At 69.2% G+C, this 23,717-nt stretch carries 21 protein-coding genes; 11 read left to right on the plus strand and 10 right to left on the minus strand.

The window, feature by feature from the left end:
- The first annotated feature begins 90 nt into the window (after positions 1-90).
- Genes QSJ19_RS01870 through QSJ19_RS01890 form a run of 5 tightly spaced genes read left to right on the plus strand, consistent with a single transcriptional unit; the run spans position 91 to position 5,175 of the window.
- Complete coding sequence (locus tag QSJ19_RS01870) at positions 91-1,452, plus strand: glutamine synthetase family protein (protein WP_286317996.1); 1,362 nt, start codon at positions 91-93, stop codon at positions 1,450-1,452.
- Positions 1,439-2,200, plus strand: a complete 762-nt coding sequence (locus QSJ19_RS01875) for a gamma-glutamyl-gamma-aminobutyrate hydrolase family protein (RefSeq protein ID WP_286317997.1) — start codon at positions 1,439-1,441, stop codon at positions 2,198-2,200. Before QSJ19_RS01870 ends, QSJ19_RS01875 begins: the two co-directional genes overlap by 14 nt.
- Entirely contained in the window at positions 2,197-3,633 is a 1,437-nt protein-coding gene (locus QSJ19_RS01880) for an aldehyde dehydrogenase family protein (RefSeq protein ID WP_286317998.1), read from the plus strand. The genes QSJ19_RS01875 and QSJ19_RS01880 overlap by 4 nt, the downstream gene beginning before the upstream one ends.
- Positions 3,630-4,415, plus strand: a complete 786-nt coding sequence (locus tag QSJ19_RS01885) for a 3-oxoacyl-ACP reductase (RefSeq protein ID WP_286317999.1) — start codon at positions 3,630-3,632, stop codon at positions 4,413-4,415. The genes QSJ19_RS01880 and QSJ19_RS01885 overlap by 4 nt, the downstream gene beginning before the upstream one ends.
- A 10-nt stretch (positions 4,416-4,425) precedes the next feature.
- Positions 4,426-5,175: a FadR/GntR family transcriptional regulator gene (locus tag QSJ19_RS01890; protein WP_286318000.1), complete on the plus strand. Its 750-nt coding sequence runs from the start codon at positions 4,426-4,428 to the stop codon at positions 5,173-5,175.
- Positions 5,176-5,186: 11 nt separating this feature from the next.
- On the opposite strand, the gene QSJ19_RS01895 is transcribed toward QSJ19_RS01890, so the two are convergent.
- The 6 genes from QSJ19_RS01895 to QSJ19_RS01920 all read right to left on the minus strand — a co-directional run bounded on the left by QSJ19_RS01895 (position 5,187) and on the right by QSJ19_RS01920 (position 12,238).
- Positions 5,187-5,927 (minus strand): DUF4191 domain-containing protein, encoded by a 741-nt coding sequence (locus QSJ19_RS01895; RefSeq protein WP_286318001.1) that lies wholly within the window; start codon positions 5,925-5,927, stop codon positions 5,187-5,189.
- A gap of 76 nt (positions 5,928-6,003) precedes the next feature.
- Entirely contained in the window at positions 6,004-7,086 is a 1,083-nt protein-coding gene (gene lipA, locus QSJ19_RS01900) for a lipoyl synthase (protein WP_502876063.1), read from the minus strand.
- Positions 7,083-7,787: a lipoyl(octanoyl) transferase LipB gene (gene lipB / locus QSJ19_RS01905; protein WP_286318002.1), complete on the minus strand. Its 705-nt coding sequence runs from the start codon at positions 7,785-7,787 to the stop codon at positions 7,083-7,085. Before lipB ends, lipA begins: the two co-directional genes overlap by 4 nt.
- Positions 7,780-8,664: a TIGR01777 family oxidoreductase gene (locus QSJ19_RS01910; RefSeq protein WP_286318003.1), complete on the minus strand. Its 885-nt coding sequence runs from the start codon at positions 8,662-8,664 to the stop codon at positions 7,780-7,782. Before QSJ19_RS01910 ends, lipB begins: the two co-directional genes overlap by 8 nt.
- A gap of 6 nt (positions 8,665-8,670) precedes the next feature.
- The gene (sucB, locus tag QSJ19_RS01915) at positions 8,671-10,488 is read right to left on the minus strand and encodes a 2-oxoglutarate dehydrogenase, E2 component, dihydrolipoamide succinyltransferase (RefSeq protein WP_286318004.1); all 1,818 of its coding nucleotides are present in this window, start codon (positions 10,486-10,488) and stop codon (positions 8,671-8,673) included.
- Positions 10,489-10,693: 205 nt separating this feature from the next.
- Entirely contained in the window at positions 10,694-12,238 is a 1,545-nt protein-coding gene (locus tag QSJ19_RS01920; protein ID WP_286318005.1) for a leucyl aminopeptidase, read from the minus strand.
- Positions 12,239-12,308: 70 nt separating this feature from the next.
- Between QSJ19_RS01920 and gcvT the strand changes: the two genes are divergently transcribed.
- Positions 12,309-13,418: a glycine cleavage system aminomethyltransferase GcvT gene (gene gcvT / locus QSJ19_RS01925; RefSeq protein ID WP_286318006.1), complete on the plus strand. Its 1,110-nt coding sequence runs from the start codon at positions 12,309-12,311 to the stop codon at positions 13,416-13,418.
- Between the two features lie 65 nt (positions 13,419-13,483).
- Positions 13,484-14,590 carry a branched-chain amino acid aminotransferase gene (locus QSJ19_RS01930; protein ID WP_286318007.1) on the plus strand — a complete coding sequence of 369 codons (1,107 nt, stop codon included), beginning with the start codon at positions 13,484-13,486 and terminating at the stop codon, positions 14,588-14,590.
- A 4-nt stretch (positions 14,591-14,594) separates the two neighbouring features.
- Here the strand turns inward: QSJ19_RS01930 and QSJ19_RS01935 are convergent, their stop codons facing one another.
- Genes QSJ19_RS01935 through QSJ19_RS01945 form a run of 3 tightly spaced genes read right to left on the minus strand, consistent with a single transcriptional unit; the run spans position 14,595 to position 17,912 of the window.
- Positions 14,595-15,371, minus strand: coding sequence for an adenosylcobinamide-GDP ribazoletransferase (locus QSJ19_RS01935; RefSeq protein ID WP_286318008.1), 777 nt, complete (start codon positions 15,369-15,371; stop codon positions 14,595-14,597).
- A 10-nt stretch (positions 15,372-15,381) separates the two neighbouring features.
- On the minus strand, positions 15,382-17,217 hold the full coding sequence (cobT, locus tag QSJ19_RS01940) for a nicotinate-nucleotide--dimethylbenzimidazole phosphoribosyltransferase (RefSeq protein ID WP_286318009.1): 1,836 nt from the start codon (positions 17,215-17,217) through the stop codon (positions 15,382-15,384).
- Positions 17,218-17,222: 5 nt separating this feature from the next.
- Positions 17,223-17,912 (minus strand): DUF3043 domain-containing protein, encoded by a 690-nt coding sequence (locus tag QSJ19_RS01945; RefSeq protein WP_286318010.1) that lies wholly within the window; start codon positions 17,910-17,912, stop codon positions 17,223-17,225.
- 88 nt (positions 17,913-18,000) lie between these two features.
- On the opposite strand from QSJ19_RS01945, the gene QSJ19_RS01950 reads away from it, so the two are divergent.
- From QSJ19_RS01950 to QSJ19_RS01965, 4 genes are all read left to right on the plus strand, one after another.
- Positions 18,001-19,086, plus strand: a complete 1,086-nt coding sequence (locus tag QSJ19_RS01950; protein WP_286318011.1) for a glycerate kinase family protein — start codon at positions 18,001-18,003, stop codon at positions 19,084-19,086.
- 6 nt (positions 19,087-19,092) lie between these two features.
- Complete coding sequence (rarD, locus tag QSJ19_RS01955) at positions 19,093-20,163, plus strand: EamA family transporter RarD (RefSeq protein WP_286318012.1); 1,071 nt, start codon at positions 19,093-19,095, stop codon at positions 20,161-20,163.
- Entirely contained in the window at positions 20,160-20,519 is a 360-nt protein-coding gene (locus QSJ19_RS01960; protein ID WP_187589679.1) for a HesB/IscA family protein, read from the plus strand. Before rarD ends, QSJ19_RS01960 begins: the two co-directional genes overlap by 4 nt.
- Before the next feature lie 117 nt (positions 20,520-20,636).
- Positions 20,637-21,608, plus strand: coding sequence for a carbohydrate kinase family protein (locus QSJ19_RS01965; RefSeq protein ID WP_286318013.1), 972 nt, complete (start codon positions 20,637-20,639; stop codon positions 21,606-21,608).
- Positions 21,609-21,662: 54 nt separating this feature from the next.
- On the opposite strand, the gene asnB is transcribed toward QSJ19_RS01965, so the two are convergent.
- Positions 21,663-23,588, minus strand: a complete 1,926-nt coding sequence (gene asnB, locus QSJ19_RS01970; RefSeq protein WP_286318014.1) for an asparagine synthase (glutamine-hydrolyzing) — start codon at positions 23,586-23,588, stop codon at positions 21,663-21,665.
- Positions 23,589-23,717: the final 129 nt, after the last annotated feature.

Genomic DNA, 23,717 nt, shown 5'->3' on the forward strand with positions numbered 1-23,717 from the left:
TGACCGGATGACCGCGCCCGGTCACCATCGGACCGACCGGACACGCAGGACGGCCCGGACACGGAGACCGCGGAGCGACGAGGAGCGCCGATGAGCGACGGCATGCTGGACATGACGGAATTGAGGGAGCTCGTCCTCGCCGACGAGATCGACACCGTGATAGTCGCCTTCCCGGATATGCAGGGCCGCCTGACCGGCAAGCGTGTCTCCGCACGGCTGTTCGTCGAGGAGGTGGCCGCCCATGGTGCGGAATGCTGCAACTACCTGCTCGCCGTCGACGTCGAGATGAACACCGTCGACGGTTACGCGATGTCGAGTTGGGCCACCGGCTACGGCGACATGGTGATGACACCGGACCCGGCGACGATGCGGCGCATCCCGTGGCTACCCGGCACGGCGTTGGTGTTGGCAGATCTGAGCACCACCGGGGGAGACCCCGTCGTCGCGGCGCCGCGCACCATTCTGCGCCGCCAGATCGACCGTCTCGCCGAGCGCGGTCTGGTGCCGTTCGTCGGCACCGAACTCGAGTTCATGGTCTTCGACAACAGCTACCGCGAGGCCTGGGCGAAGCGGTACCACGACCTCACCCCGGCGACGGATTACAACATCGACTACGCGATGCTGGCGTCGACCCGGATGGAGCCGTTGCTCCGCGACATCCGGCGCGGGATGACCGGCGCCGGTATGTATTGCGAAGGGGTGAAGGGGGAATGCAACCTCGGACAGCAGGAGATCGCGTTTCGCTACGACCACGCCCTGGTCACCTGCGACAACCACACGATCTACCGCAACGGTGCCAAGGAGATCGCCGACCGCCACGGCAAGAGCCTCACGTTCATGGCCAAGTTCGACGAGCGTGAGGGCAACAGCTGCCACATCCACATCTCCCTGCGCGCCGACGACGACACCGCGGTCTTCGCCGACGGCGCGGCGCCCGACGGCATGTCGCCGATGTTCCGGCATTTCGTCGCGGGCATTCTGGCCTCGCTGCGTGAGCTGACGCTCTTCTGCGCCCCGAACATCAACTCGTACAAGCGGTTCGTCGACGGGAGCTTCGCGCCGACGGCGATCGCCTGGGGCATGGACAACCGGACCTGTGCCCTGCGCGTCGTCGGCCACGGCGCCGGGATGCGGGTGGAGTGCCGCGCACCCGGCGGCGACGTCAACCAGTACCTCGCCGTCGCCGCCCTGATCGCGGCCGGTCTCGACGGCGTCGACCGCGAGCTGCCGTTGCCCGAGATCGCCTCGGGCAATGCGTATGCGGGCCCGGCGGAGCGGCTGCCGACCACGCTGGCCGAGGCGGCGGATCTCTTCGCCGGATCGAGGCTGGCCGCCGAGGCCTTCGGGTCCGAGGTCGTCGAACACTACCTCAACAACGCCCGCGTGGAACTGGCCGCGTACGGTTCGGCCGTGACCGATTGGGAGAGGGTGCGAGGATTTGAACGACTCTGAACGCGCCGCGACGATCCGTCCGGTGGTGGGGCTGACAACCTATCTCGAGCAGTCGCGCACCGGCGTCTGGGATGTCCGTGCCAGTTTCCTGCCCCATGTCTACTTCGACGGCATCGGGCGGGCCGGGGGGATCGCCGTCCTGCTACCGCCCCAACCCGCCGACCGTGAGATCGCCGACCGGGTCGTCGACGGACTGGACGCGCTGGTGCTGACCGGCGGGGTCGACGTCGACCCCGCCGGATACGGGCAGGATCGGCACCCGGAGACCGACAGTCCTCGCACCGACCGTGATCGATGGGAGTTCGCCCTGCTCGAGGCGGCGCTGCGGCGCCATGTACCGGTGCTCGGCATCTGTCGCGGCATCCAGGTGCTCAACGTCGCGCTCGGCGGGACGCTGCACCAACACCTCCCCGATGTCGTCGGGCACTCCCGGCATCGTGCGGGCAATGCGGTGTTCTCCAGTACGCAGATCGATATCACGCCCGGCACACGCCTCGCCTCGATGCTCGGCGAGTCCGTCGAGACCCAGTGCTATCACCATCAGGCGATCGACCGGCCGGCGGAGTCTCTCGTGGTCAGTGCGCGGGATTCCGATCATCTGATCGAGGCGGTCGAGATCCCCGGCGACGACTTCGTGGTCGCCGTCCAATGGCATCCGGAGGAGCGGCTCGACGACCTGAGGCTGTTCAGTGCCGTCGTCGACGCGGCCCGCGTCCGGCTCGCCCGCTCCCAGAAGGTGGAGGTATGACGACGTTCGACGTGATCAACCCGGCGACCGAGGCACTCATCACCACGGTCTCCGAGCTCGACGCGGCCGCCGTCGACGACGCGATCCATGCCGCTGCCCGTGCCCAACGAGTGTGGGCTGCACTGGCTCCCGCGGAACGCGCGGCCGGTCTGCGTCAATTCGCGGCCGTCGTCGCTGCGCACCGTGACGAACTCGCCGCGCTCGAGGTGGCGAACTCCGGGCACCCGATCGGTCAGGCGCGCTGGGAGGCCGACCACGTCCGCGACGTGCTGACCTACTACGCCGCGTCCCCGGAACGGTTGTCGGGCAAGCAGATACCCGTCGCCGGCGGAATCGACCTCACCTTCTCGGAACCGATCGGCGTCGTCGGGATCATCACACCGTGGAACTTCCCGATGACGATCGCCTCGTGGGGATTCGCTCCCGCCCTGGCGGCCGGCAACGCGGTCGTGGTCAAGCCCGCCGAATGGACACCGCTCACCACCATCCGCCTGGCCGAGCTCGCAGCGGAGGCCGGCCTGCCGCCCGGTCTGCTGCAGGCGCTGCCCGGACGCGGCGACGTCGTCGGCGAGGCACTTCTCTCGCATCCGGGCGTCGGCAAGATCGTCTTCACCGGGTCGACGACGACGGGCAAGCACGTGATGACCCGCGCGGCCGAGTCCGTCAAGCGGGTCACGCTCGAGCTGGGTGGCAAGAGCGCCAACATCGTCTTCGCGGACTCCGACCTGGCGCAGGCCGCCGCCACCGCACCGTACGGCGTGTTCGACAACGCAGGTCAGGACTGTTGCGCGCGAAGCCGAATCCTCGTGCAGCGCAGCGTCTACGACAGGTTCATGGAGCTCCTCGAGCCGGCGGTCGCGGGCGTTCGGGTGGGCGATCCGACGGACGACACGACCGAGATGGGCCCGCTCGTCTCGCAGACACACCGTCAGAAGGTCGCCTCCTACGTGCCCGACGACGCTCCGGTGGCGTTCCGCGGATCGGCACCCGACGGACCGGGATTCTGGTTCCCGCCGACGGTCCTGACCCCCGCACCGACGGCCCGCGCCGTCGTAGAGGAGATCTTCGGTCCCGTCGTCGTCGTCCTGCCGTTCGGCGACGAGGCCGATGCCATCCGGATCGCGAACGCCACGGACTACGGTCTCGCCGGTTCGATCTGGACCGATGACCTGTCGCGTGCCCTGCGGGTGTCGCGGGCGGTCGCGGCAGGCAACCTGTCGGTCAATTCGCACTCATCCGTCCGGTACACCACGCCGTTCGGTGGCTTCAAGCAATCCGGTCTCGGCCGGGAACTGGGTCCGGACGCGCCTTTCGGCTTCACCGAGACCAAGAACGTGTTCATCGCGGTCCGTGACTCGGCGGAACCGCATGTGCCACAGCCCGATCCCGCTCGTCCCGATCCTGCACATCCCCATCCCGAAGGGACAGCATGAGTACCACAGTCGATCTGACACAGCGCCTGGCCGGGCGGGTCGCGGTCATTACCGGTGGCGGCAGCGGCATCGGCCTGGCCTCGGCCCGCCGGATGCGTGCCGAGGGGGCCACCATCGTCATCGGCGATCTCGACCCGGACGCGGGCAAGCGGGCGGCCGACGAGGTGGACGGTGTCTTCGTACCTGTCGATGTCGCCGACCGTGCACAGGTGGACGGCCTGTTCGACACGGCCGCGCAGCGGTTCGGGTCTGTCGACATCGCTTTCAACAACGCGGGCATCTCACCGTCGGACGACGATCTGATCGAGCACACCGATCTCGACGCCTGGCAGCGGGTGCAGTCGGTGAATCTGAACTCGGTGTACTTCTCGTGCCGAGCCGCGCTGCGTCACATGTCCGCTGCCGGGCGCGGCTCGATCGTCAACACCGCGTCGTTCGTCGCGGTGATGGGGTCGGCGACGTCACAGATCTCCTACACGGCGTCCAAGGGTGGCGTCCTGGCGATGTCCCGGGAGCTCGGTGTCCAGTACGCGCGACAGGGCATCCGGGTGAACGCACTCTGCCCGGGACCGGTCAACACGCCGCTGCTGAAGGAGCTCTTCGCCAAGGATCCCGAGCGTGCCGCCCGACGGCTCGTGCACGTCCCGGTCGGGCGATTCGCCGAACCCGAGGAACTGGCCGCCGCGGTCGCCTTCCTCGCCAGCGACGACGCATCGTTCATCACGGCGTCGACCTTCCTGGTCGACGGTGGGATCAGCTCGGCGTACGTCACGCCGCTGTAGTGGGGACGTCATGACAGATGCGGTCCGGTCGCACCCCGTGACCGACGCGCTGCTGGCGCCGGTCCGACCCGCGAATGCGTTCGAGGAGACCGTCGGTCGGCTGCTGCAACTGATCCGACTGGGTGTCTTCGAGCCGGGGGAGTCGATCCCGCCCGAGCGTGAACTGGCGGTGCGGTTGGGTGTCAGCCGGGACACCGTGCGGGAGGCGATCAGGGCGCTCGCCGATGCCGGGTTCCTGCTGTCCCGGCGTGGCCGCTACGGCGGTACGTTCCTGGCCGACGTGCTGCCGACCCCCGGCGCGGTCGCCGCCACCGACCTCACCGGTGCAGGGGGTGAGCCGATCACCCCGACCGAGCTCGACGACGCCCTGCGGGTCCGAGAGATCCTCGAGGTCGGCTCGGCCCGGATGGCGGCCGGGCGCACGTTGTCGGCGCTGCAGCGCGAGGCGCTGTGGGCGCGGCTCGGCGACATCCGCAGGGCATCGGGCGAGGACTATCGCCGGCTGGACTCGCGGCTGCACCTCGCGATCGCCGAGGCCACCGGAGCGCCGTCGATCGTCGCGTTCACCGCCGACAACCGGATGCGGATCAACCGTGCACTGGACCGCATCCCACAGCTCGAGGTCAACATCGCCCACTCCGATGAGCAGCACGAGGCCATACTGATGGCCATCCTGACCGGCGATCCCGATGCGGCCGCCGCGGCGATGGCCGCGCACCTCGGGGGCACGGCGACACTGCTGCGCGGGTTCCTGGGCTGAGTCCGGCCGGATCAGCTCTTGCGGCGCGCGGTGCGCTGCATGCCGCGCACCTTGGCGTTGCCCGGGATCGGCCCCTTGGGCATGCCCGGTCCCTGCGGGTTGCGTCCGCCGAGCGCCGCGAGACGGCCTTCGAGTGCGTCGATCCGCTTACCGTCGACGTTGTTCGGCAACTTGTTGATGTGGCGTTCGAGCTTGCTCAGCGGGACCTGGCCGTCGTCGTTGCCGAGGATGATCTCGTAGATCGGGGTGTCGCCGACGACGCGGGCCGCCTTCTTCTTCTCCTGGGCGAGAAGCGGTTTGACCCGGGTGGGGGAGCCTTCGCCGACAAGGATGACACCGGGCTTGCCGATCACTCGATGCACGGCGTCGAGGTGTGCGTTGCCGGCCACCGCCTGCTTGACGCGCCACTGCCCGCGCATGTTGCCCAGGGCCCATCCCGCGGCGCCGGGCTGCCCCTCGGCCTTGGTGTAGACGGTGCGTTGCACGCGCCGACCGAACAGGATGAACGCGGCCAGCAGACCGAGGACGATGCCGAGCGGCAGGAGCAGCCATACCGAGCCGAACACGAGGCCGAGGACCACGAAGACCGCGACGATCAGCACGAAGAGGCCGATCATGTACGGGATCAGCCGTTTGTCTTCCTTGCGCTGCATCTGGAAGGCCTGCCACAACTGCTTGTAGCGCTCCCGCGACGCTTGTCTGCGGGCCTTCTTCGCCTCGGCCTTCGCCTCTTTGTCTTGCGCCTTTGCCATGCCGACCAGTTTACGTCCCGACTGTCGGTCGTCGGACCGCGGTCGGGTGTCGATGGGGGTGGGTGCGGTCGAGCCCTTACCGGCCGAGGCGGGCCATGAGGCTAGAGGCCTCCTGGGAGGCGGAGCCCTCGTCGGCGAGGTGGGCCAGTGACGGTGCGAGTTCGCGGCCGTGGCGGGCCATGGCCTGCGCGTAGAGGCGTCCGGCGCGGTAGGACGAGCGGACCAGTGGTCCGGCCATCACGCCGGCGAAACCGATCTCGGAGGCGAACTCGGAGTGGTCGACGAACTCCTCGGGCTTGACCCACCGTTCGACCGGATGGTGACGCGGTGAGGGCCGCAGGTACTGGGTGATGGTGAGGATGTCGCACCCGGCCTCGTGCAGGTCGACGATGGCCGACTGGACCTCTTCGGGGGTCTCACCCATCCCGAGGATCAGGTTCGACTTGGTCACCAGCCCGAAGTCGCGCGCCTGGGTGATGACGTCGAGTGAACGTTCGTAGCGGAACGCCGGGCGGATGCGTTTGAAGATGCGGGGGACGGTCTCGAGGTTGTGGGCCAGGACCTCGGGGCGCGCGTCGAAGACCTCGGCGAGCAGGTCGGATTTCGCGTGGAAGTCGGGGATCAGGTTCTCCACGCCGGTGCCCGGGTTGAGCCGGTGGATCGCGCGCACGGTCTCGGCGTAGAGCCAGGCGCCCTCGTCAGGCAGGTCGTCGCGGGCGACGCCGGTGATGGTGGAGTAGCGCAGGCCCATGGCCTGGACGCTCTCGGCGACCCGGCGGGGCTCGTCGCGGTCGAGTTCGGCGGGTTTGCCGGTGTCGATCTGGCAGAAGTCGCAGCGGCGGGTGCACTGCTCGCCGCCGATGAGGAAGGTGGCCTCGCGGTCTTCCCAGCATTCGTAGATGTTGGGGCAGCCGGCCTCTTCGCACACGGTGTGCAGACCCTCGCGTTTCACCAGCCCCTTGAGCTCGGTGTACTCCGGTCCCATGGTGGCGCGGGTCTTGATCCAGCTGGGCTTGCGTTCGATCGGGGTCTGCGCATTGCGCACCTCGAGACGCAACAGCTTGCGACCGGCCGGTGGGGTGGAGGCGGCGGTGGCTTCGGTGGGATCGCCCGGGGTGGTGGCGGTGCTCGTGTGGTCGGTGGATGGGGACACAGTCACCGCTCCGATGCTACGCCCGTGGTGCTCAAGGCATCCGGTGCGCGATGGTCGTGGTCGAGGGAGGCCTGGACGGCGGCGGCGACCGGTGTGAGCAAGCTCTCCACGGAGAGTGCGGTACCGAGTTCGCGCGCGAGCGACGTGACGCCCGCGTCGGCGATGCCGCACGGGACGATCGCCTCGAAGGCACTCATGTCGGGATCGATGTTCAGGGCCAACCCGTGGAGTGCGACCCCCCGGGCGACGCGGATGCCGATCTGTGCGAGTTTGCGCTCGCCGAGACCGTCGGCGACCCACACACCCGAGCGTCCGTCGATGCGTCCCGTCGTCACTCCCAGATCGGCGCAGACGGTGATGAGTGCCTCCTCGAGCCGGCGCACGTACTCGACGACGTCGAGCGGCTCGGCGAGCCCGATGATCGGGTAACCGACGAGTTGGCCGGGTCCGTGCCAGGTGATGCGACCGCCGCGGTCGACGTCGATGACGGGGGAGCCGTCGGTCGGGCGATCGGAGTCCTCGGTGCGTTTGCCGGCCGTATAGGTCGACGGATGCTCGAGGAGCAGCAGCACGTCGTGGTCGAGGACACCGTCGGCACGCTCGGACGCCAGCCGGTGCTGGAGGTCGTAGGTGGAGCGGTAGTCGACGACGCCGAGCCTGCGGACCTCGATCGGTTCGGACGAGCGGCGCAGGGAACGCTCAGCCACGGACGTACTCCAGTGCGGCGTCGATGCGGGGATGGCGGAAGTCGAATCCGTGATCGGTCAGCACTCCTGGTGCAACGCGCTGACTGAACAGAATCATTTCCTCGGCCATCTCCCCGCCAACGGCCTTGGCGGCGAAACCGGGCACCTTGAGCACGGTGGGCCGGTGCATGGAGTGTCCGAGCACATCGGCGAATTCACCGAACGGCACCGCTCCCGGGGAGGCCAGGTTGACCGGACCACTGATCGACGACTCGAGCAGGAATGCGATCGCCCCTACCTCGTCGGGCAGGCTGATCCAGGAGAAGTACTGATCGCCGCTGCCGATCGCGCCGCCGAGTCCGAGCCAGAACACCGGCTTGAGGCGGCTCAGCAGCCCGCCCCTGCGGGACAGCACCGGCGCGGTGCGGAGCAGCACGACGCGGGTGTCGTCGCCGGCATTCGCGGTCGCCGCGCGTTCCCAGTCGGTGACCAGGTCGGCGAGGAATCCCTCACCCGACGGGTCGGTCTCGGTGGCCTCGTGCTCGCCGGTGTTCCCGTAGAAGCCGGTCGCCGACGCACTGAGGAACGTCGGCACGCCGGCGCGGGCGACCGCCTCGGCCAGAACCTCGGTCGGTGTGATCCGGGAGTCTCGTAGTTCTTGCTTGAACCGTCCCGTCCACCGCTGGTTGCCGACGCCGACCCCGCCGAGGGAGACCACCGCGTCCACGCCCTCGAGACTCTCCGCCGGGACCCCGAATGTCTCGGGCTCCCAGCTGAATTCGTCATCCGAGAGTGCCTCACGCCGCACCAGCCGGACCACGGTGTGTCCGGAGTCGCGCAGCGCGGAGACGACCGCGGAGCCGATCAACCCCTGAGAGCCGGCGACGGCTACCCGCATCGGTGTCTAGAGCCCGAGGTCGGCGGCGAAGGCACCCTGCTCGAGTCGCTTCTTGATGGTCGTCAGGAAGCGTCCCGCGTCGGCACCGTCGATCAGCCGGTGATCGTAGGTCAGCGGGAGGTACGACATCGATCGCACCGCGATCGACTCGGATCCGTCCTCGCCGGTGATGACCACCGGGCGCTTCACGATCGCACCGGTACCGAGCATGGCGGCCTGCGGTGGCACCAGGATCGGGGTGTCGAACAGTGCGCCCTGGCTGCCGATGTTGGTGATGGTGAAGGTGCCACCGGCCAACTCGTCGGGCTTCAGGCCGCCGGCGCCCTTGCGTGCGCGGGCTGCGATGTCGGCGATCGCGCGGGCGAGGCCGGCGATGGACAGGTCGTCGGCATTGTGGATCACCGGCGACAGCAGCCCCTGCTCGGTGTCGACGGCGATGCCGAGGTGCACCTTGTCGTAGTAGGTGATCTCCTTCTTGTCCTCGTCGATCGACGCGTTCACGTTCGGGTGCGCCTTGAGCGCCTCGACGACGGCCTTCGCGATGAACGGCAGGAACGTCAGGTTGACGCCCTCGGAGGCCTTGAACGACTCCTTGGCCTGCTTGCGCAGCGACACGATGCGGGTCATGTCGACCTCGAAGACCTGCGTGAGCTGAGCGCTCGTCTGCAACGACTCGCGCGTCTTCTTCGCGGTGATCTGGCGGATGCGGTTGATCTTCTGCGTGGTGCCGCGCAGCTCGGCGAGCTCCGGCCGGACCTCGGGCGAGGACGTCGCCGCCGGTGCGGACGGTGCCGCGGCAGCGGGCGCGGCCGGTGCCGACGACGGGGCGGGGGCCTTCGCCGCCTCTGCGGCCGCGAGCACATCCTGCTTGCGGATCCGTCCGCCGACGCCAGTGCCCGTGATCGCGTTCAGGTCGATGTCGTTCTCCGCGGCCAACTTCCGCACCAACGGGGTGACGTACGGGGTCGAGGAGATCGTGGTCGGCTCCGACGTGGCGGATACGGCCGCGGGTTTCGGCTCCTCGGCGGGCGCGGGCTTCTCGGCGGCAGGCTTCTCCGCCGGTGCGGGCTCAGATGCCTTGGCGGGCTCGGGTTCCGGCTCGGCGGCGGGCTCGGGTTCCGGCTCGGCCTCGGGTTCGGGTGCCGACTTCTCGGCGGGGGCGGCCGACGCGTCGCCGATGACGGCGAGCTTGCCGCCGACCTCGATCACGTCGTCCTCCTGGGCGACGATCTCGAGCAGGGTGCCCGCGACCGGTGACGGGATCTCGGTGTCGACCTTGTCGGTGGACACCTCGAGCAGCGGCTCGTCGGCCTCGACGGAATCGCCGACGGACTTCAGCCAGTTCGTGACCGTTCCCTCGGTGACCGACTCGCCGAGTTCCGGCATGACGACGTCGGTGCCCTCGGCCGAACCGCCGCCCTTCGTCGACTCGGCGGACGGCTTCTCGGCCGGTGCCTCCGCCTCGGTGGACGGGGCCTCGTCTGCCTGCTCGGGCTCTCCCGCGTCCGCAGGCTCGTCGCCGCCCGCGGAGTCCGCGGAATCGTCGCTCGCGGAGTCGGAGGAATCGTCGCCGCCGGCCTGCTCGCCCTCCTCACCGATGAGTGCGAGTTCGCCGCCGACCTCGACCACGTCGTCCTCCTGGGCGATGATCTTGGTCAGCACACCCGCAGTGGGGGCGGGGATCTCGGTGTCGACCTTGTCCGTCGACACCTCCAGCAAGGGCTCGTCGGCCTCGACGGTGTCGCCCTCCTCCTTGAGCCACCGGGTAACGGTTCCTTCGGTGACGCTTTCACCCAGGGCGGGCATCTGGACGGAGAAGGCCATCGTTGTTGACTCCTGAACTCGACGTGTGGTCACTAGGTCTGTTCACCGCGGTGTGTGCGCCGCCGGTGCACGTGAGACGGGCTGTGGCGGGTGAGCCGTCCGTCCCCGGATCACCCTACCCGTCACGCGTCACACAGACGTGGTGTGCCCGGACATTCATCCGTGGTGTCGAACGAGGCGGAGCGGGGCTCGCGCACACCGGCTCCTAACCGTTCTCGGCGATGTCCTCGAGCACACGCGCGATGGTCCGGACCGGCACGCCCGTCCCGCCCTTCGGCGTGTAGCCCCACGGTCCGCCGGTGTTGAACGCCGGTCCGGCGATGTCGATGTGGGCCCATCCCACCGACGACGGGACGAACTCCTTCAAGAACAGTCCCGCCGACAGCATGCCGCCGTTGCGGTGATTGGTGACGTTGGCGAGGTCGGCCACGCGACTCTTCAGGTCGCCGCGCAGCTCGGCGGGCAGCGGCATCGCCCACCCGTTCTCACCCACCTCGCGGGACAGGGCCGCGACCCGGTCGCGGAAGTCGTCGGTACCCATCACACCCGGGGTGCGGGCCCCGAGCGCGACCATCTGGGCGCCGGTGAGGGTCGCGGTGTCGATCAGGTAGTCGGGTTCATCCTCGGCGGCGCGCACGATCGCGTCGGCAAGGATCAGGCGGCCCTCGGCGTCGGTGTTGAGCACCTCGACGGTGGTGCCGCCGTACTGGGTGAGTACATCTCCGGGCCGCTGCGCCGTCGACGACGGCATGTTCTCGGCCATGGGGACGGTGGCGGTCACCGACACGTCGAGATCGAGTCGTGCGGCGAGGATCGTCGCGGCGATGACCGCTGCCGCACCGCCCATGTCAGAGGTCATGTGGTCCATGTTGGCGGCGGGCTTGATGGAGATGCCGCCGGTGTCGAAGGTGATGCCTTTTCCGACGAGGGCCACCTTCTTCGCGTTCTTCTTGCCGGTGTGGACGAGGCGCACGAGCCGCGGAAGGCGTGACGATCCCTTCCCGACGCCGATGATGCCGCCGTAGCCGGCCTTATCCAGGGCCTGGTCGTCGAGCACCTCCACCTTCAGCCCGGCCGCACTACCCAACCGGCGTGCGCGTTCGGCGAACTCCTCGGGGAACAGGTGGCTCGGTGGGGTGTTGACGAAGTCGCGGGCGATGGCGACGGAGTCGGCGACGGCGGCGGCATGGGCCAGATCCGCCTTCGCGGTCTTTCCCTTGTCGTCGACGAGCAGGGTGATCCGGGTCGGGGGCGCCTTCTTCGGTCGGGTCTTGTCGGTGCGGAACGCGTCGAATCGGTAGGCGCCGAGGAACAGTCCCTCGGCGGCGGCGCCGAGATCGAGGGCGGACAATGTCGTCGCGGCCTGCTCGATGCCGTCGAGCTCGCGCGCCGCGACACCCGCGGCCTGACGGAGGCGATCGGCGTCGTCGGCAGTGGCCGGGTCACCGAGACCGACGGCGACGACGACATCGACGTCGAGGCCGTCGGGAGCCGGGAGGCGGGTGATCTCGCCGTGCGACCCGGTGGCACCCAGACGGCGGACCGCGGTGGCGATCGCCTCCGCCTGCGCGTCGTCGAGGATGCCGTCGCCGATCACCAGCGTCGGTTCACGGTCATCCGAGCTGTCCGCGTCGTCGTCGGACTCCGGCGCGATGAGGCCGATCACGAGGGCGTCGTCGCCCTTGCCGAGGGTGGTCGCCAACTCCAGTTCTGGGCCGCGTACGCGGTCGAAGGTCTCGTTCTTGGTCACGAAACCAACTGTAACCGTGGGCGCCGACCGACCACCGGCTTCCATCACGCGCTTCTCCTAAGGTGGACGTATGAGTGATCTCCTCGCCGGACCGATAGCCGATCGCCACGCCGCACTGGGTGCCACCTTCGCCGAGTTCGGCGGGTGGAACATGCCGGTCTCGTACGCGGGCACGGTCGCCGAGCACACGGCGGTCCGGGAGAACGTCGGCATCTTCGACGTCAGTCACCTCGGCAAGGCGCTGGTGTCCGGGCCGGGCGCCGCGGACTTCGTGAACCGCACGCTATCCAACGATCTCGGCAAGATCGGTCCGGGCAAGGCGCAATACACGTTGTGCTGCAACGAGTCCGGTGGTGTGGTCGACGACCTGATCGCCTACCTGGTGAGTGCGGATGAGGTCTTCCTGGTGCCGAACGCGGCGAACACCGCCACCGTCGTCGGCCTGTTGGCCGCCGCCGCACCGGAGGGTGTCTCGGTGACCGACCGGCACCGCGACCACGGTGTCTTCGCCGTGCAGGGACCGAAGGCGCCGGACGTGCTGTCGGCGGTCGGGCTGCCGACGGACATGGAATACATGGCCTTCGCCGACGCCGACCTCGCGACCGCGTCGGGGTCGGTCCCGGTGCGGGTGTGCCGCACCGGGTACACCGGTGAGCGCGGCTACGAACTCATCCCGCGGTGGGCCGACTCCGGTGCGGTGTTCGACACGGTGCTCGGCGCGGTCACCGAACACGGCGGTCAGCCGGCCGGTCTCGGCGCACGCGACACCCTGCGCACCGAGATGGGGTACGCCCTGCACGGGCACGAGCTCGGCCCCGACATCTCGCCGGTGCAGGCCCGCGTCGGGTGGGCCGTGGGATGGAAGAAGCCCGAGTTCTTCGGCAGGGAACGTCTGTCGACGGAGAAGTCGGAGGGTCCCGTGCGTCGGCTCTATGGCCTCAAGGCGCTCGGGCGCGGCGTGCCCCGCGCCGACTGTGCGGTACTCGCCGGACCTGGCGGCGAGACGATCGGCAGGTGCACCTCCGGCACGTTCTCACCCTCGCTCAAGCAGGGCATCGCCCTGGCCCTCATCGCCACCGACAGCGGCGTCGGCGTCGGCGACGAGGTCGTCGTGGACGTCCGCGGACGCGATCTGACGTGCGAGGTCATCACCCCGCCGTTCGTCGCGCCACACGTCTGACCTCGGACGCCGGGGAGCTCCGACGCCGCGGCAAAGGGTTTGCGGCCCGGCGGTACGATTGCCCAATGACCTTGCAGTTCACGCGTACCGAGCATCCCCACCCGGTGTCGGAGAATCGCCGTGCGGAGATCCTCGCCGCGCCCGGTTTCGGCAAGTACTTCACCGACAACATGGTGATGGTCGACTACGACGTGGACCGGGGATGGCACAACGCGCAGGTGCGGCCCTACGCGCCGATCGCCCTCGACCCGTCGGCGATGGTCCTGCACTACGGCCAGGAGGTGTTCGAGGGGCTGAAGGCCTACCGTCAGCCGGACGGTTCGATCGCCGCCTTCCGGCCGGAGGCCAACGGGCTGCGGATGCAGCGGTCCGCCGAACGTCTCGCGATGCCGCCGCTGCCGGTCGACGACTTCATCGCCTCGCTGCGGGTCCTGCTCGACGCCGACAACGAGTGGGTGCCCGCCGCCGGCGGTGAGGAGGCGCTCTACCTGCGGCCGTTCATGTTCGCCTCGCAGGCCGGTCTCGGTGTGAACGCGCCGTCGAATCAGTACATCTACTCGGTCATCGCCTCGCCGGCCGGTGCCTACTTCTCCGGCGGCATCAAGCCGGTGAGCGTCTGGCTGTCCACCGAGTACGTCCGTGCCGCCCCTGGCGGCACCGGTTTCGCCAAGTGCGGCGGCAACTACGCAGCCGCCTTCCTCGCCCAGGCGCAGGCGACCCAGCACGGTTGCGATCAGGTGGTCTGGCTCGATGCCGTCGAGCGCCAGTACATCGAGGAGATGGGCGGGATGAACCTGTTCTTCGTCTTCGGTTCCGGCGCCGACGCCCGCCTGGTGACCCCGGAGCTGTCCGGGTCGCTGTTGCCCGGTATCACGCGGGAGTCGTTGCTGCAGTTGGCAACCGACGCCGGGTTCGCCGTCGAGGAACGTCGTATCAGTACCGAGGAATTGCGCAAGGGTGTCGCGTCGGGCGACATCACCGAGGTGTTCGCCTGCGGTACCGCCGCGGTGATCACGCCGGTCGGCCGCGTCAAGGGCGACAACGAGGACTACCTGATCGGTGACGGCACCGCCGGCGAGGTCACCCAGGCCCTGCGGGACACCCTCACCGGCATCCAGCGCGGCACCTTCGCCGACACCCACGGCTGGATGACCGAGCTGTACCGGGCCTGACCTCTCACACGAGCAGACCGACGACCGCGAGGGTCACACCGAGTTCGATCCCGGCCCCGAGCACGTCACCGTTGATCCCGCCCATCCGGCGTGCGCAATGGGCGGTGAACCACCACCCCGCGACGACCACCACCACGATCACGACGACGGCCCGGACGGCGGCGCCGACGTCGAGGCCGTGGGGGGTCCACCCGCACACGGCTCCGGCGGCCAGTGCCAGCACCGTCCACACCACGACCGAGGTGTGCTGGGTGCCCGCCACGAGCGCGCCGAAGCCGGTCGGATGGGCGGCGGGCAGTCGGCGACGGCAACCGATCACGGCGACGATCCGGCCCAGAGCGATCGCGAAAGCGAGCTCGTACCAACGGTGTTGGTCGGTCAACGAGCCGAATCCGATGACCTGGACGATCATCGCCGAGGTCACCGCCGCGACCCCGAACGGGCCCGCCGAGCCGCTGCGCATCACCTCGGCGACGCGCTCCGGCGGGCCGTAACATCCCAGGCCGTCGGCGGTGTCGGCCAGACCGTCGAGATGCATGCCGCGGGTGGCCACGGCGAGCGCGACGACCACCAGGACCCCGATCATCGCGGTCGGCAGGTCGGTCATCGACAGCGCTGCGGCGAGACCCGCGGCTGCGGCGCCGAGCAGGATGCCGACCACCGGGACCGCGGTCATCACCGCCGCCCCCACCGACCGGTCCATCGGCATCCGCGGCTGCGGTACGGGGACGACGGTCATCCAGCTCACCGCGACGTAAACGGCTCGGGCCGGCGGCAGCATCGTCGCCGGGTCAGCGCGCGCCGGGCACGACGGCGTCGTCCGGGTCCCGCGCGATCCCGTCGGTGTCGTCCGCGCTGTCGGCGGTGGCTTCCGGGCCGGCCGTCGTGCCGTCGCTGACACCCGCCTCGTCGAAGGTCGCCATCGACGTCATGATGTCGACCGACGACGCCACGATCGGCAGTGCGGCCAACGCGCCGCTGCCCTCACCGAGACGCATCCCGAGGTCGAGCAGGGGCTCGAGGTCGAGGTGGCCGAGTGCGATGGTGTGCGCCGGCTCGACCGAACGATGACCGGCAACCCACCACCGCGACGCGCCGGGGGCGAGCTCGTTGGCGACCATCGCCGCGGCGGTCACGACCATCCCGTCGAGGATGACCGGAGTCCGCCGCACGGCTGCCTGGGCGAGGAACCCGGCCAGCGCGGTGAGGTCGGCGCCGGCGACGGCTGCGAGCAGGGAGAGCGGATCGTGGACGTGACGTCGCGCCCGGCGCATGCCGTCGCGGATGGCGGCGGTCTTGCGAATCCATCCCGCATCGTCGATACCTGTTCCGCGCCCGACGATCTCGACCGGTTCGCGCCGGGTCAACGTGCCGATCAGGACAGTGGCCGGGGTGGTGTTGCCGATACCCATCTCGCCGCCGATGAGCAGATCGGCGCCGGAATCGACCAGGTCGTCGGCGATCGCGCGGCCGGCCGCGAGGGCCTCGCGCGCTTCCGCGAGCGTCAGGGCGTCGGTGGTCCGCAGATCACCGCTGCCCCGGCGCACCTTGTACCGGGAGACCTCGGCGGGAGTGTCCGCGTCGACCGACATGTCGACGACGTGCACCGTCGCGCCCGCTCGCCGGGCGAGGACGTTGACGGCGGCGCCACCGGCCGCGATGTTGGCGACCATCTGCGCGGTGACCTCGGGTGGGAAGGCCGAGACGCCGGAGTGCGCGACACCGTGGTCGCCGGCGAACACCACAACCGTGGGGGCGGTGACCGCTCGCGGGGGGCACACACCCTGGCATGACGACAGCCACACCCCGAGTTCCTCGAGGCGGCCGAGAGATCCGGGCGGCTTGGTCAGGGTCAGCTGTCGCTCGCGGGCCTCCATCGCGACCGCCGTGTCCGGCGGCTCGAGCGGACCGAAGACCTCGGCGTCGGTCGGGTCGATGGCGGTCGGGGCGAGCGGAGGACCCGGCGTCGGGGCCGGGTCGGTTGCCGTCGGCGGGATCCGGTGTGCCGCCGACGCGGAGGTTGTTGCCGGCGTCGGGGGTACGGGGATCGGTGTCGCGGCGTCGGCGGGGAGTTCGAGCACCCGGCCGGCGACGAGCAGAACGACACGATCGCAGACCGCGGCGACGGCCTCGTTCAACGCGCCGAGTTCGTCCTGGAAGCGTCGGCCCGCGGGCGTCGGCGGCACTACGGAGAGTCCGACCTCAGGACTGATGAGGACCAGGTCTCCGTCGAAAGCGGCCACGGCGGAACACATGTCGGAGCGCGGATCGTCGAGGTCGACGGGCTCGTCGCCCCAGCCGCCGACGGCGTCGAGCTGGGCGGCCAGCCAGTTGCCGAGATCGTCGACGAGGGTGGCCGTCGCGGGATCGTCCCGGAGTGTGCCGGCCACGTCGACCGTCTCGACGGTCGTGTAGCGCTCGTCGCGGCGCTCCCGGTGGGCGGCGACGCGGGCCACCCAGTCGGCGTCGGTCGACGTCGTCGGCCCGGTCGCCACATAGCGCACCCGCGTGTGCTCGCGGAGCAGGTGTTCGCCGTGAACGGACTTACCCGACCGCACCCCGCCGAGAACCAGCGTGCGTGTCCCCGTCCTCGTGTGTTCGTCGGCGTGGGCCCCCCGTGACACCACCGGAGTCAGACCTCGTCGCCCGGCGACACCTGCGGCTTGGGTGCCCGCATCATGCGTAGCTGCATGGCGCGGGTGAAGGAGTACCACCCGAGGCGGAAGCCGGTCTGGGTGGCATCGGTGTCCGGATAGCGCTCGCGCACACGGCGATTCACCAGTCGGCCCAAGATCGCCGCGTCGATGGCCATGAAGAGCACGAAGACCAGCAGGACGAAGTTCGCGTAGACCGCGATGGCCGGCACGAACATCACCACGATCAGCACGATCGCGAACGGCATGAACAGTCCGGCGAAGTTGCGGCGGGAGTCGACGATGTCTCGCGCGAACCGGCGGACCGGTCCCTTGTCGCGCGGCATCAGATACCGCTCGTCGCCGGCCATCATCCGCTCGCGCTGCTCGGTGCGCTGCGTGCGGCGGTCGTCGGAGATCTTGCGCTTCTCCTCACGCGAGAGTGACGACTTGAGTGCCTTCTTGCGGGCACGTGCCTCCGAACGCGTCGTCGGCGGCGGAGCGACGGGACCGCGCCGCCGCCCCTGCGCCTCGCGACGAGACGGTGTCGCGCGGCCCTTGCCGGGGGTGTAGGCGGTGCCCTTGGAGTCGACGGTGCTGGTGGACGCGTCGTCGTCGGCCGGATCCGACACGGTGGTGTCGACGTCGTCGGCGACGGACGCATCGTTGGACTTCCATGGCAACTTCACACCTTCGAGGGTAGGCGATTCCACGCTGCCGAGGTTCTCCGACCTCCCTATACTTCGTGCGCATGACCGACCCACGGCAGAGCCCCACATGCGTGTACTGATCGCCCCCGATTCCTTCGGCGACACGCTGTCGGCAGTGGCCGCGTGCGCGGCCATCGCCCGCGGATGGTCGGCCGCCCGCCCCGACGATGACGTGCACTCGGCACCGCAGTCCGACGGTGGCCCCGGATTCGTCGATGTCCTCGCGTCGCGCTTCGGTGAACGGCGCACGGCGGTCGTCTCGGGTCCGCTCGGCGCCGAGGTCACGGCCGACTGGCTGTATGACGATCGCTCGGTGTCGCCGACCGCCTACATCGAATGCGCCCAGGCGTGCGGACTGCATCAGCTCGGCGGACGGCCGACGCCGCGCACGGCCCTCGCCGCCGACACCACCGGTGTCGGACAGCTCGTCGGTGCGGCGGTCGACGCCGGCGCTCGGACCGTCGTCATCGGCCTCGGGGGTTCGGCGACGACGGACGGCGGCCGCGGCCTCATGGAGGCACTGGGCGGACCGGATGCGGCGGCGCGTCGACTCGCCGGGGTGACGCTGGTGGCGGCGTCGGACGTCGAGAACCCGTTGCTCGGAGATCTCGGCGCGGCGGTCGTCTTCGGTCCGCAGAAGGGTGCCGACGCAGAGACAGTGCATCGGCTCGAGGAGCGGATGGGGCAGTGGGCCCGGGTGCTGGCCGGGGTGGCCGGGCGCGATGTCACCGTTGAGGCCGGAGCGGGAGCGGCCGGCGGTCTGGGCGCGGCGCTCCTCGCGCTCGGTGCGAGCAGGGTGTCCGGCGCGACCGTGGTCGCCGAGGCCACCGACCGCGTCGCCGATGTGGCGGCCGCCGACCTGGTGATCACCGGCGAGGGCAGATTCGACACGCAGACGTTGCGCGGAAAGGTGGTCGCGGCGTTGAACGACGCGGCAGGCGCCGCGGGAATCCCGACCCTGGTGTTCGCCGGGCAGGTGACGCTCCCGGCCGGGGACATCACCGCCGCAGGTATCGCGGGTGCGCACGCCATCGTCGACGTCGCCGGGTCGGTGGAGGTGGCTATGGCCGATGCCGACAATCAGCTGTCGCGCCTGGCCGAGCAGGTCGCCGCTGCCTGGGGTGGGAACGAGGTCGCGACACATGCCGTGTGACCGTCGGTGACCGCTCGCGACGCAGTGCCGCGCGCGAGCGGACTGACCGGAGGTGTCTACGCCGTCGGCGCCTACCTCCTGTGGGGTTTCCTGCCCCTCTATTTCGTGCTGCTGGAACCGACCGGGCCGTGGGAGGTGGTGGCCTGGCGAATCCTGCTGTCGCTGGTCTTCTATGTGATCCTCATCCCGCTCGTGGGTGGCTGGGGGCGCCTGCGCGCGGTCCTCGCCCACCGCCGGCTGGTGGCCTGGACCGCCGTCGCCGGTGTGCTGATCTACCTCAACTGGCAGGTGTTCCTGCTCGCTACGCTGAACGGTCATGTCATCGAGATGAGTCTCGGGTACTTCATCAACCCGATCGTCACCGTGCTGCTCGGCGTCCTCGTCCTGCGAGAACACCTGCGACCCCTGCAATGTGTGGCGATCGGACTGGCCGTGCTGGCCACTGTCGTCATCGTCGTCGGCTACGGCGCGTTTCCGTGGCTGGCACTGGGCGTGGCGTTCTCCTTCGGCTTCTATGGCCTGGTGAAGAAGCACATCGGGCCGTCGGTGGATGTGATGAGCGGACTGACCCTCGAGTCGCTCTGGCTGGCTCCGTTGGCCATCGCCCAACTCGTCGTCGTCGCCATGACCACCGGATTGACGATGGGAACCGCTGGCCCCGCCCACGCGGCCCTGCTGGCGCTCGCCGGCGTCGTCACGGCAGCACCACTGATGCTGTTCGCGGCGGGTGCCCGCCGGGTCCGGCTGATCGTGCTCGGGATAGCGCAGTTCATCACGCCGACCATGCAGCTGGTGATCGGTGTGTGGGTGCTCGACGAACCCATGCCGCCGGAGCGCTGGGCCGGGTTCGCGATCGTGTGGTCGGCGCTGGTGGTGTTCACGCTGGACTCTGTCGTCGCGGCCCGGCGGGCACGGCGTCGGGAGTCGGCAGGAATAGACCCCGCAGGATCAGACCCCGCAGGAATAGACCCCGACGAGGTACCGTTGAAATCAGCACTTGGCCTCATGGACGAGCCGGATCGGCGTTCCGTCCGTTCCGACCAGAGCCCGACCCGAGACACACAGGAGTATCGATGACCGTTCAGAACGAATCCGGAGCCGCCACCACAACCGGTGTCCTTCTGACCGAGGCGGCCGCCGGCAAGGCCAAGGCGCTGCTCGACCAAGAAGGCCGTGACGACCTCGCGCTGCGTATCGCCGTCCAACCCGGCGGGTGCGCAGGCCTGCGCTACCAGCTGTTCTTCGACGATCGCAGCCTCGACGGTGATCTCACCGACGATTTCGGCGGCGTCACCCTCGCTGTCGACCGGATGAGCGCGCCGTACGTCGGTGGAGCCACCATCGACTTCGTCGACACCATCGAGAAGCAGGGCTTCACCATCGACAATCCGAATGCCACGGGAAGCTGCGCCTGCGGCGACTCGTTCAACTGAATCAGCCAGAACCTCCACGACCGCACCCCTGACCTCGGGGGTGCGGCCGTTCTGCTCTGAGGGCCACCGGTAGCGTGGACTGCTGTCCAGTCCGCCAGAACGAAGGGCGTCCCACACGTGGCAATCGTTGTCTGTGGCTCCATCGCAACCGACCATCTGATGACCTTCCCGGGGAAGTTCTCCGAACAGCTACTCGGTGATCACCTCGAGCACATCTCCCTGAGTTTTCTCGTCGAGGACCTGGTGGTCCGGCGAGGCGGCGTCGGCGGCAACATCTGCTACGCGATGGGTGTGCTCGGGGGAAGCCCGGTCCTCGTCGGGTCCGTCGGTGCCGACTTCGGTGACTACCGTCAGTGGCTCGAGTCGAACGGCGTCGACTGTCGGGCGGTGCGGATCTCCGAGACGCAACACACCGCCCGGTTCATGTGCACGACGGACCAGACGATGGCGCAGCTGGCAACCTTCTACGCGGGAGCGATGAGCGAGGCACGCGAGATCGCGCTCTCCGAGGTCGTCACGCAGACCGGCGATCCGGAACTGGTGCTCGTCGGCGCCGACGATCCGGACGCGATGGTTCGGCACACCGACGAATGCCGGAAACTCGGCATCCCCTTCGCGGCCGATCCCTCTCAGCAGCTCGCCCGGCTCGACGGCGAGCAGGCGCGGGCGCTGATCGACGGTGCCGCCTACCTGTTCACCAACGAGTACGAATGGGGTCTGCTCCGGCAGAAGACCGGGTTGTCGGAGACCCAGGTCGCGGTGATGGTGGGAGTCCGCGTCACCACGCTGGGCAAGGATGGCGTCGAGATCGTCGAGAAGGACGGAACCCGCACGCACGTCGCCGTCGTCCCGGAGACCGAGAAGGTCGATCCGACCGGCGTCGGCGATGGATTCCGGGCCGGATTCCTCACCGCACTCGGCAAGGGCCTGGGCTTCGAACGGGCAGCCCAGGTCGGTTCGATGGTGGCGGTGCTCGTCCTCGAGACCGTCTCCACCCAGGACTGGACGTGGGACCGCGAACTCGCGCTGAAGCGGATCGCCGATGCCTACGGCGACTCCGCCGCCACCGAGATCGCCACCGTCTTCTGATCCGGCACGACATCCGGAGCGCGAGTGGGGACCGCGGTCCCACCCGTCTGCGCTCTATACCCGCACGGGGTAGTGATGGTCGGTGATGTCGGGGACGATCGAGCCGTCGACGAAGATCCCGTGCCACACCATGAACATCAGCAGGGTCCACAGTCGGCGACTGTTGTCGACGACGCCGTCGCGGTGCTCGTTCAGCATGGCGATGATCGCGTCCTTGTTCAGGATGTGATCGGTCTGCGACTGCCGGATCGTCTCGTGGGCCCAGTCGTACATCTCGGTGCCCGCCAGCCAGTGCCGGATGGGAACCGGGAAGCCGAGCTTCTTGCGATGCAGGACGTGCGCGGGGACGATCTGCTCGAGCGCCTTGCGTAACGCGTACTTGGTCGTCCCGTGGGAGATCTTCTCGTCGAACGGCAGCGTCTCCGCGATCCGGAACACCTCGGGATCGAGGAAGGGGACCCGCAACTCGAGCGAGTTGGCCATCGTCATCTTGTCGGCCTTGACGAGGATGTCGCCGCGCAGCCATGTGAACAGGTCGACGTGCTGCATGCGGGCGACCGGATCGAGACCCTCCGACATCGCATAGATCGGGGCGGTCACGTCGGTGTGTGTCCATTCGGGACGGTAGTCACGCAGCACGGCGCGCAGGCGCGCGTCGTCGAAGCTGCGCGCGTTGCCGTAGTAACGCTGCTCGAGTGCCAGCGAGCCGCGGTGCAACAGACTCTTGCCGCGTGTGCCCTCCGGAATGCGGTCCGACACTCGCCCCGCCAGCCGGCGCAGGGCGGTCGGTAAACGGTCGAAAGCGCTGAGCGACAACGGTTCCTTGTAGATCGTGTACCCGCCGAAGAGCTCGTCCGCACCCTCGCCCGACAACACCACCTTGACGTGCTTGCGGGCCTCGGCGGCGACGAAGTAGAGCGGGACGAGCGCCGGGTCGGCCACCGGATCGTCCAGATACCAGACGATCTGCGGAATGGCCTCGATGAACTCGGTCGGGGAGACGACCTTGACGATGTGCCGGGCACCGATGGCCTCTGCGGACTCGACGGCGACGTCGACCTCGGAGTACCCGTCGCGCTCGAAACCCGTGGTGAAGGTGATCAGGTCGGGGTTGTGTCGGATCGCGAGCGCCGCGATCGCGGTGGAGTCGATACCGCCGGACAGGAACGAGCCCACGGTGACGTCGGCGCGCATGTGCTTGGCGACGGAATCCGACAGGACCTCGGCGATCTCGTCGTAGCGTTTCTGCCGGGTGGCGTCGGTGACGGGACGCACCGCGAACCGCGGCGTGAAGTAACGCTGGATCTGTGGCGCCCGCCCGGGCCGGATCGTCGCGTGGCAGCCCGATTCCAGCCGTCGGATCGCGGCGTGCAGCGTCTCCGGTTCGGGCACGTACTGCAGGACGGTGTAGTGCTCGATGGCCCGGGGATCGAGATCGTCGTCGAGGCCCAGCCGGCCGATCAGTTCGAGGAGGCTCTTCTTCTCGCTGCCGAATGCGGTGCCGCCGGGGCCGGTGGCGATGAACAGCGGCTTGATGCCGAACGGGTCGCGGGCGATGAACAGCGATCGGGTCTCGGTGTCCCAGATGGCGAAGGCGAACATGCCGCGCAGCCGGCGCACGGCGTCGGGACCCCAGTGGTGGAAGGCCGCGACGATCGCCTCGCCGTCACCTTCGGTGGTGAATCGGGCATCCTCGTCGCGCCGCAGTTCCTCGCGGATCTCGAGGTAGTTGTAGATCTCGCCGTTGAACACCAGCGCATAGCGGTCGGGCTGTTCCGGCGGGCCCCATCGCAACGGCTGGTGCGAGTGCTCGATGTCGATGATCGAGAGCCGGTTGAATCCCAGGACCAGGTCGTCGTCATGCCACGTGCCGGGTTCGTCGGGCCCGCGGTGGCGCATGCAGTGGGATGCGGTGGACACCAGGTCGACGGCGGTGGCCGCCGATCCGTCCGAGGTCAGCAGACCGAGCAAACCACACACCAGACGGGCCTCACTTATCGATGATCGCGCGTGCTTCCGACGGGTCGAGTATGCCTGACGAACGACGACGACAACGCGTGCGGGCCGTGGCCCGTCGCCCACCGCCGCGTAGGCGACGCACGCAGGTAA

Source organism: Gordonia sp. ABSL11-1, from assembly GCF_030315685.1.
Classification (GTDB): Bacteria; Actinomycetota; Actinomycetes; order Mycobacteriales; family Mycobacteriaceae; genus Gordonia.

Excerpts from the sequence above, each read along its gene's own strand:
- QSJ19_RS01890 (WP_286318000.1), top strand. The coding sequence starts at position 4,426 with ATGACAGATGCGGTCCGGTCGCACCCCGTGACCGACGCGCTGCTGGCG.
- QSJ19_RS01950 (WP_286318011.1), top strand. The coding sequence starts at position 18,001 with ATGCGTGTACTGATCGCCCCCGATTCCTTCGGCGACACGCTGTCGGCA.
- QSJ19_RS01910 (WP_286318003.1), bottom strand. The coding sequence starts at position 8,664 with ATGCGGGTAGCCGTCGCCGGCTCTCAGGGGTTGATCGGCTCCGCGGTC.
- QSJ19_RS01895 (WP_286318001.1), bottom strand. The coding sequence starts at position 5,927 with ATGGCAAAGGCGCAAGACAAAGAGGCGAAGGCCGAGGCGAAGAAGGCC.
- QSJ19_RS01930 (WP_286318007.1), top strand. The coding sequence starts at position 13,484 with ATGACCTTGCAGTTCACGCGTACCGAGCATCCCCACCCGGTGTCGGAG.
- QSJ19_RS01870 (WP_286317996.1), top strand. The coding sequence starts at position 91 with ATGAGCGACGGCATGCTGGACATGACGGAATTGAGGGAGCTCGTCCTC.
- gcvT (WP_286318006.1), top strand. The coding sequence starts at position 12,309 with ATGAGTGATCTCCTCGCCGGACCGATAGCCGATCGCCACGCCGCACTG.
- QSJ19_RS01880 (WP_286317998.1), top strand. The coding sequence starts at position 2,197 with ATGACGACGTTCGACGTGATCAACCCGGCGACCGAGGCACTCATCACC.
- QSJ19_RS01885 (WP_286317999.1), top strand. The coding sequence starts at position 3,630 with ATGAGTACCACAGTCGATCTGACACAGCGCCTGGCCGGGCGGGTCGCG.
- QSJ19_RS01960 (WP_187589679.1), top strand. The coding sequence starts at position 20,160 with ATGACCGTTCAGAACGAATCCGGAGCCGCCACCACAACCGGTGTCCTT.
- sucB (WP_286318004.1), bottom strand. The coding sequence starts at position 10,488 with ATGGCCTTCTCCGTCCAGATGCCCGCCCTGGGTGAAAGCGTCACCGAA.
- QSJ19_RS01935 (WP_286318008.1), bottom strand. The coding sequence starts at position 15,371 with ATGCTGCCGCCGGCCCGAGCCGTTTACGTCGCGGTGAGCTGGATGACC.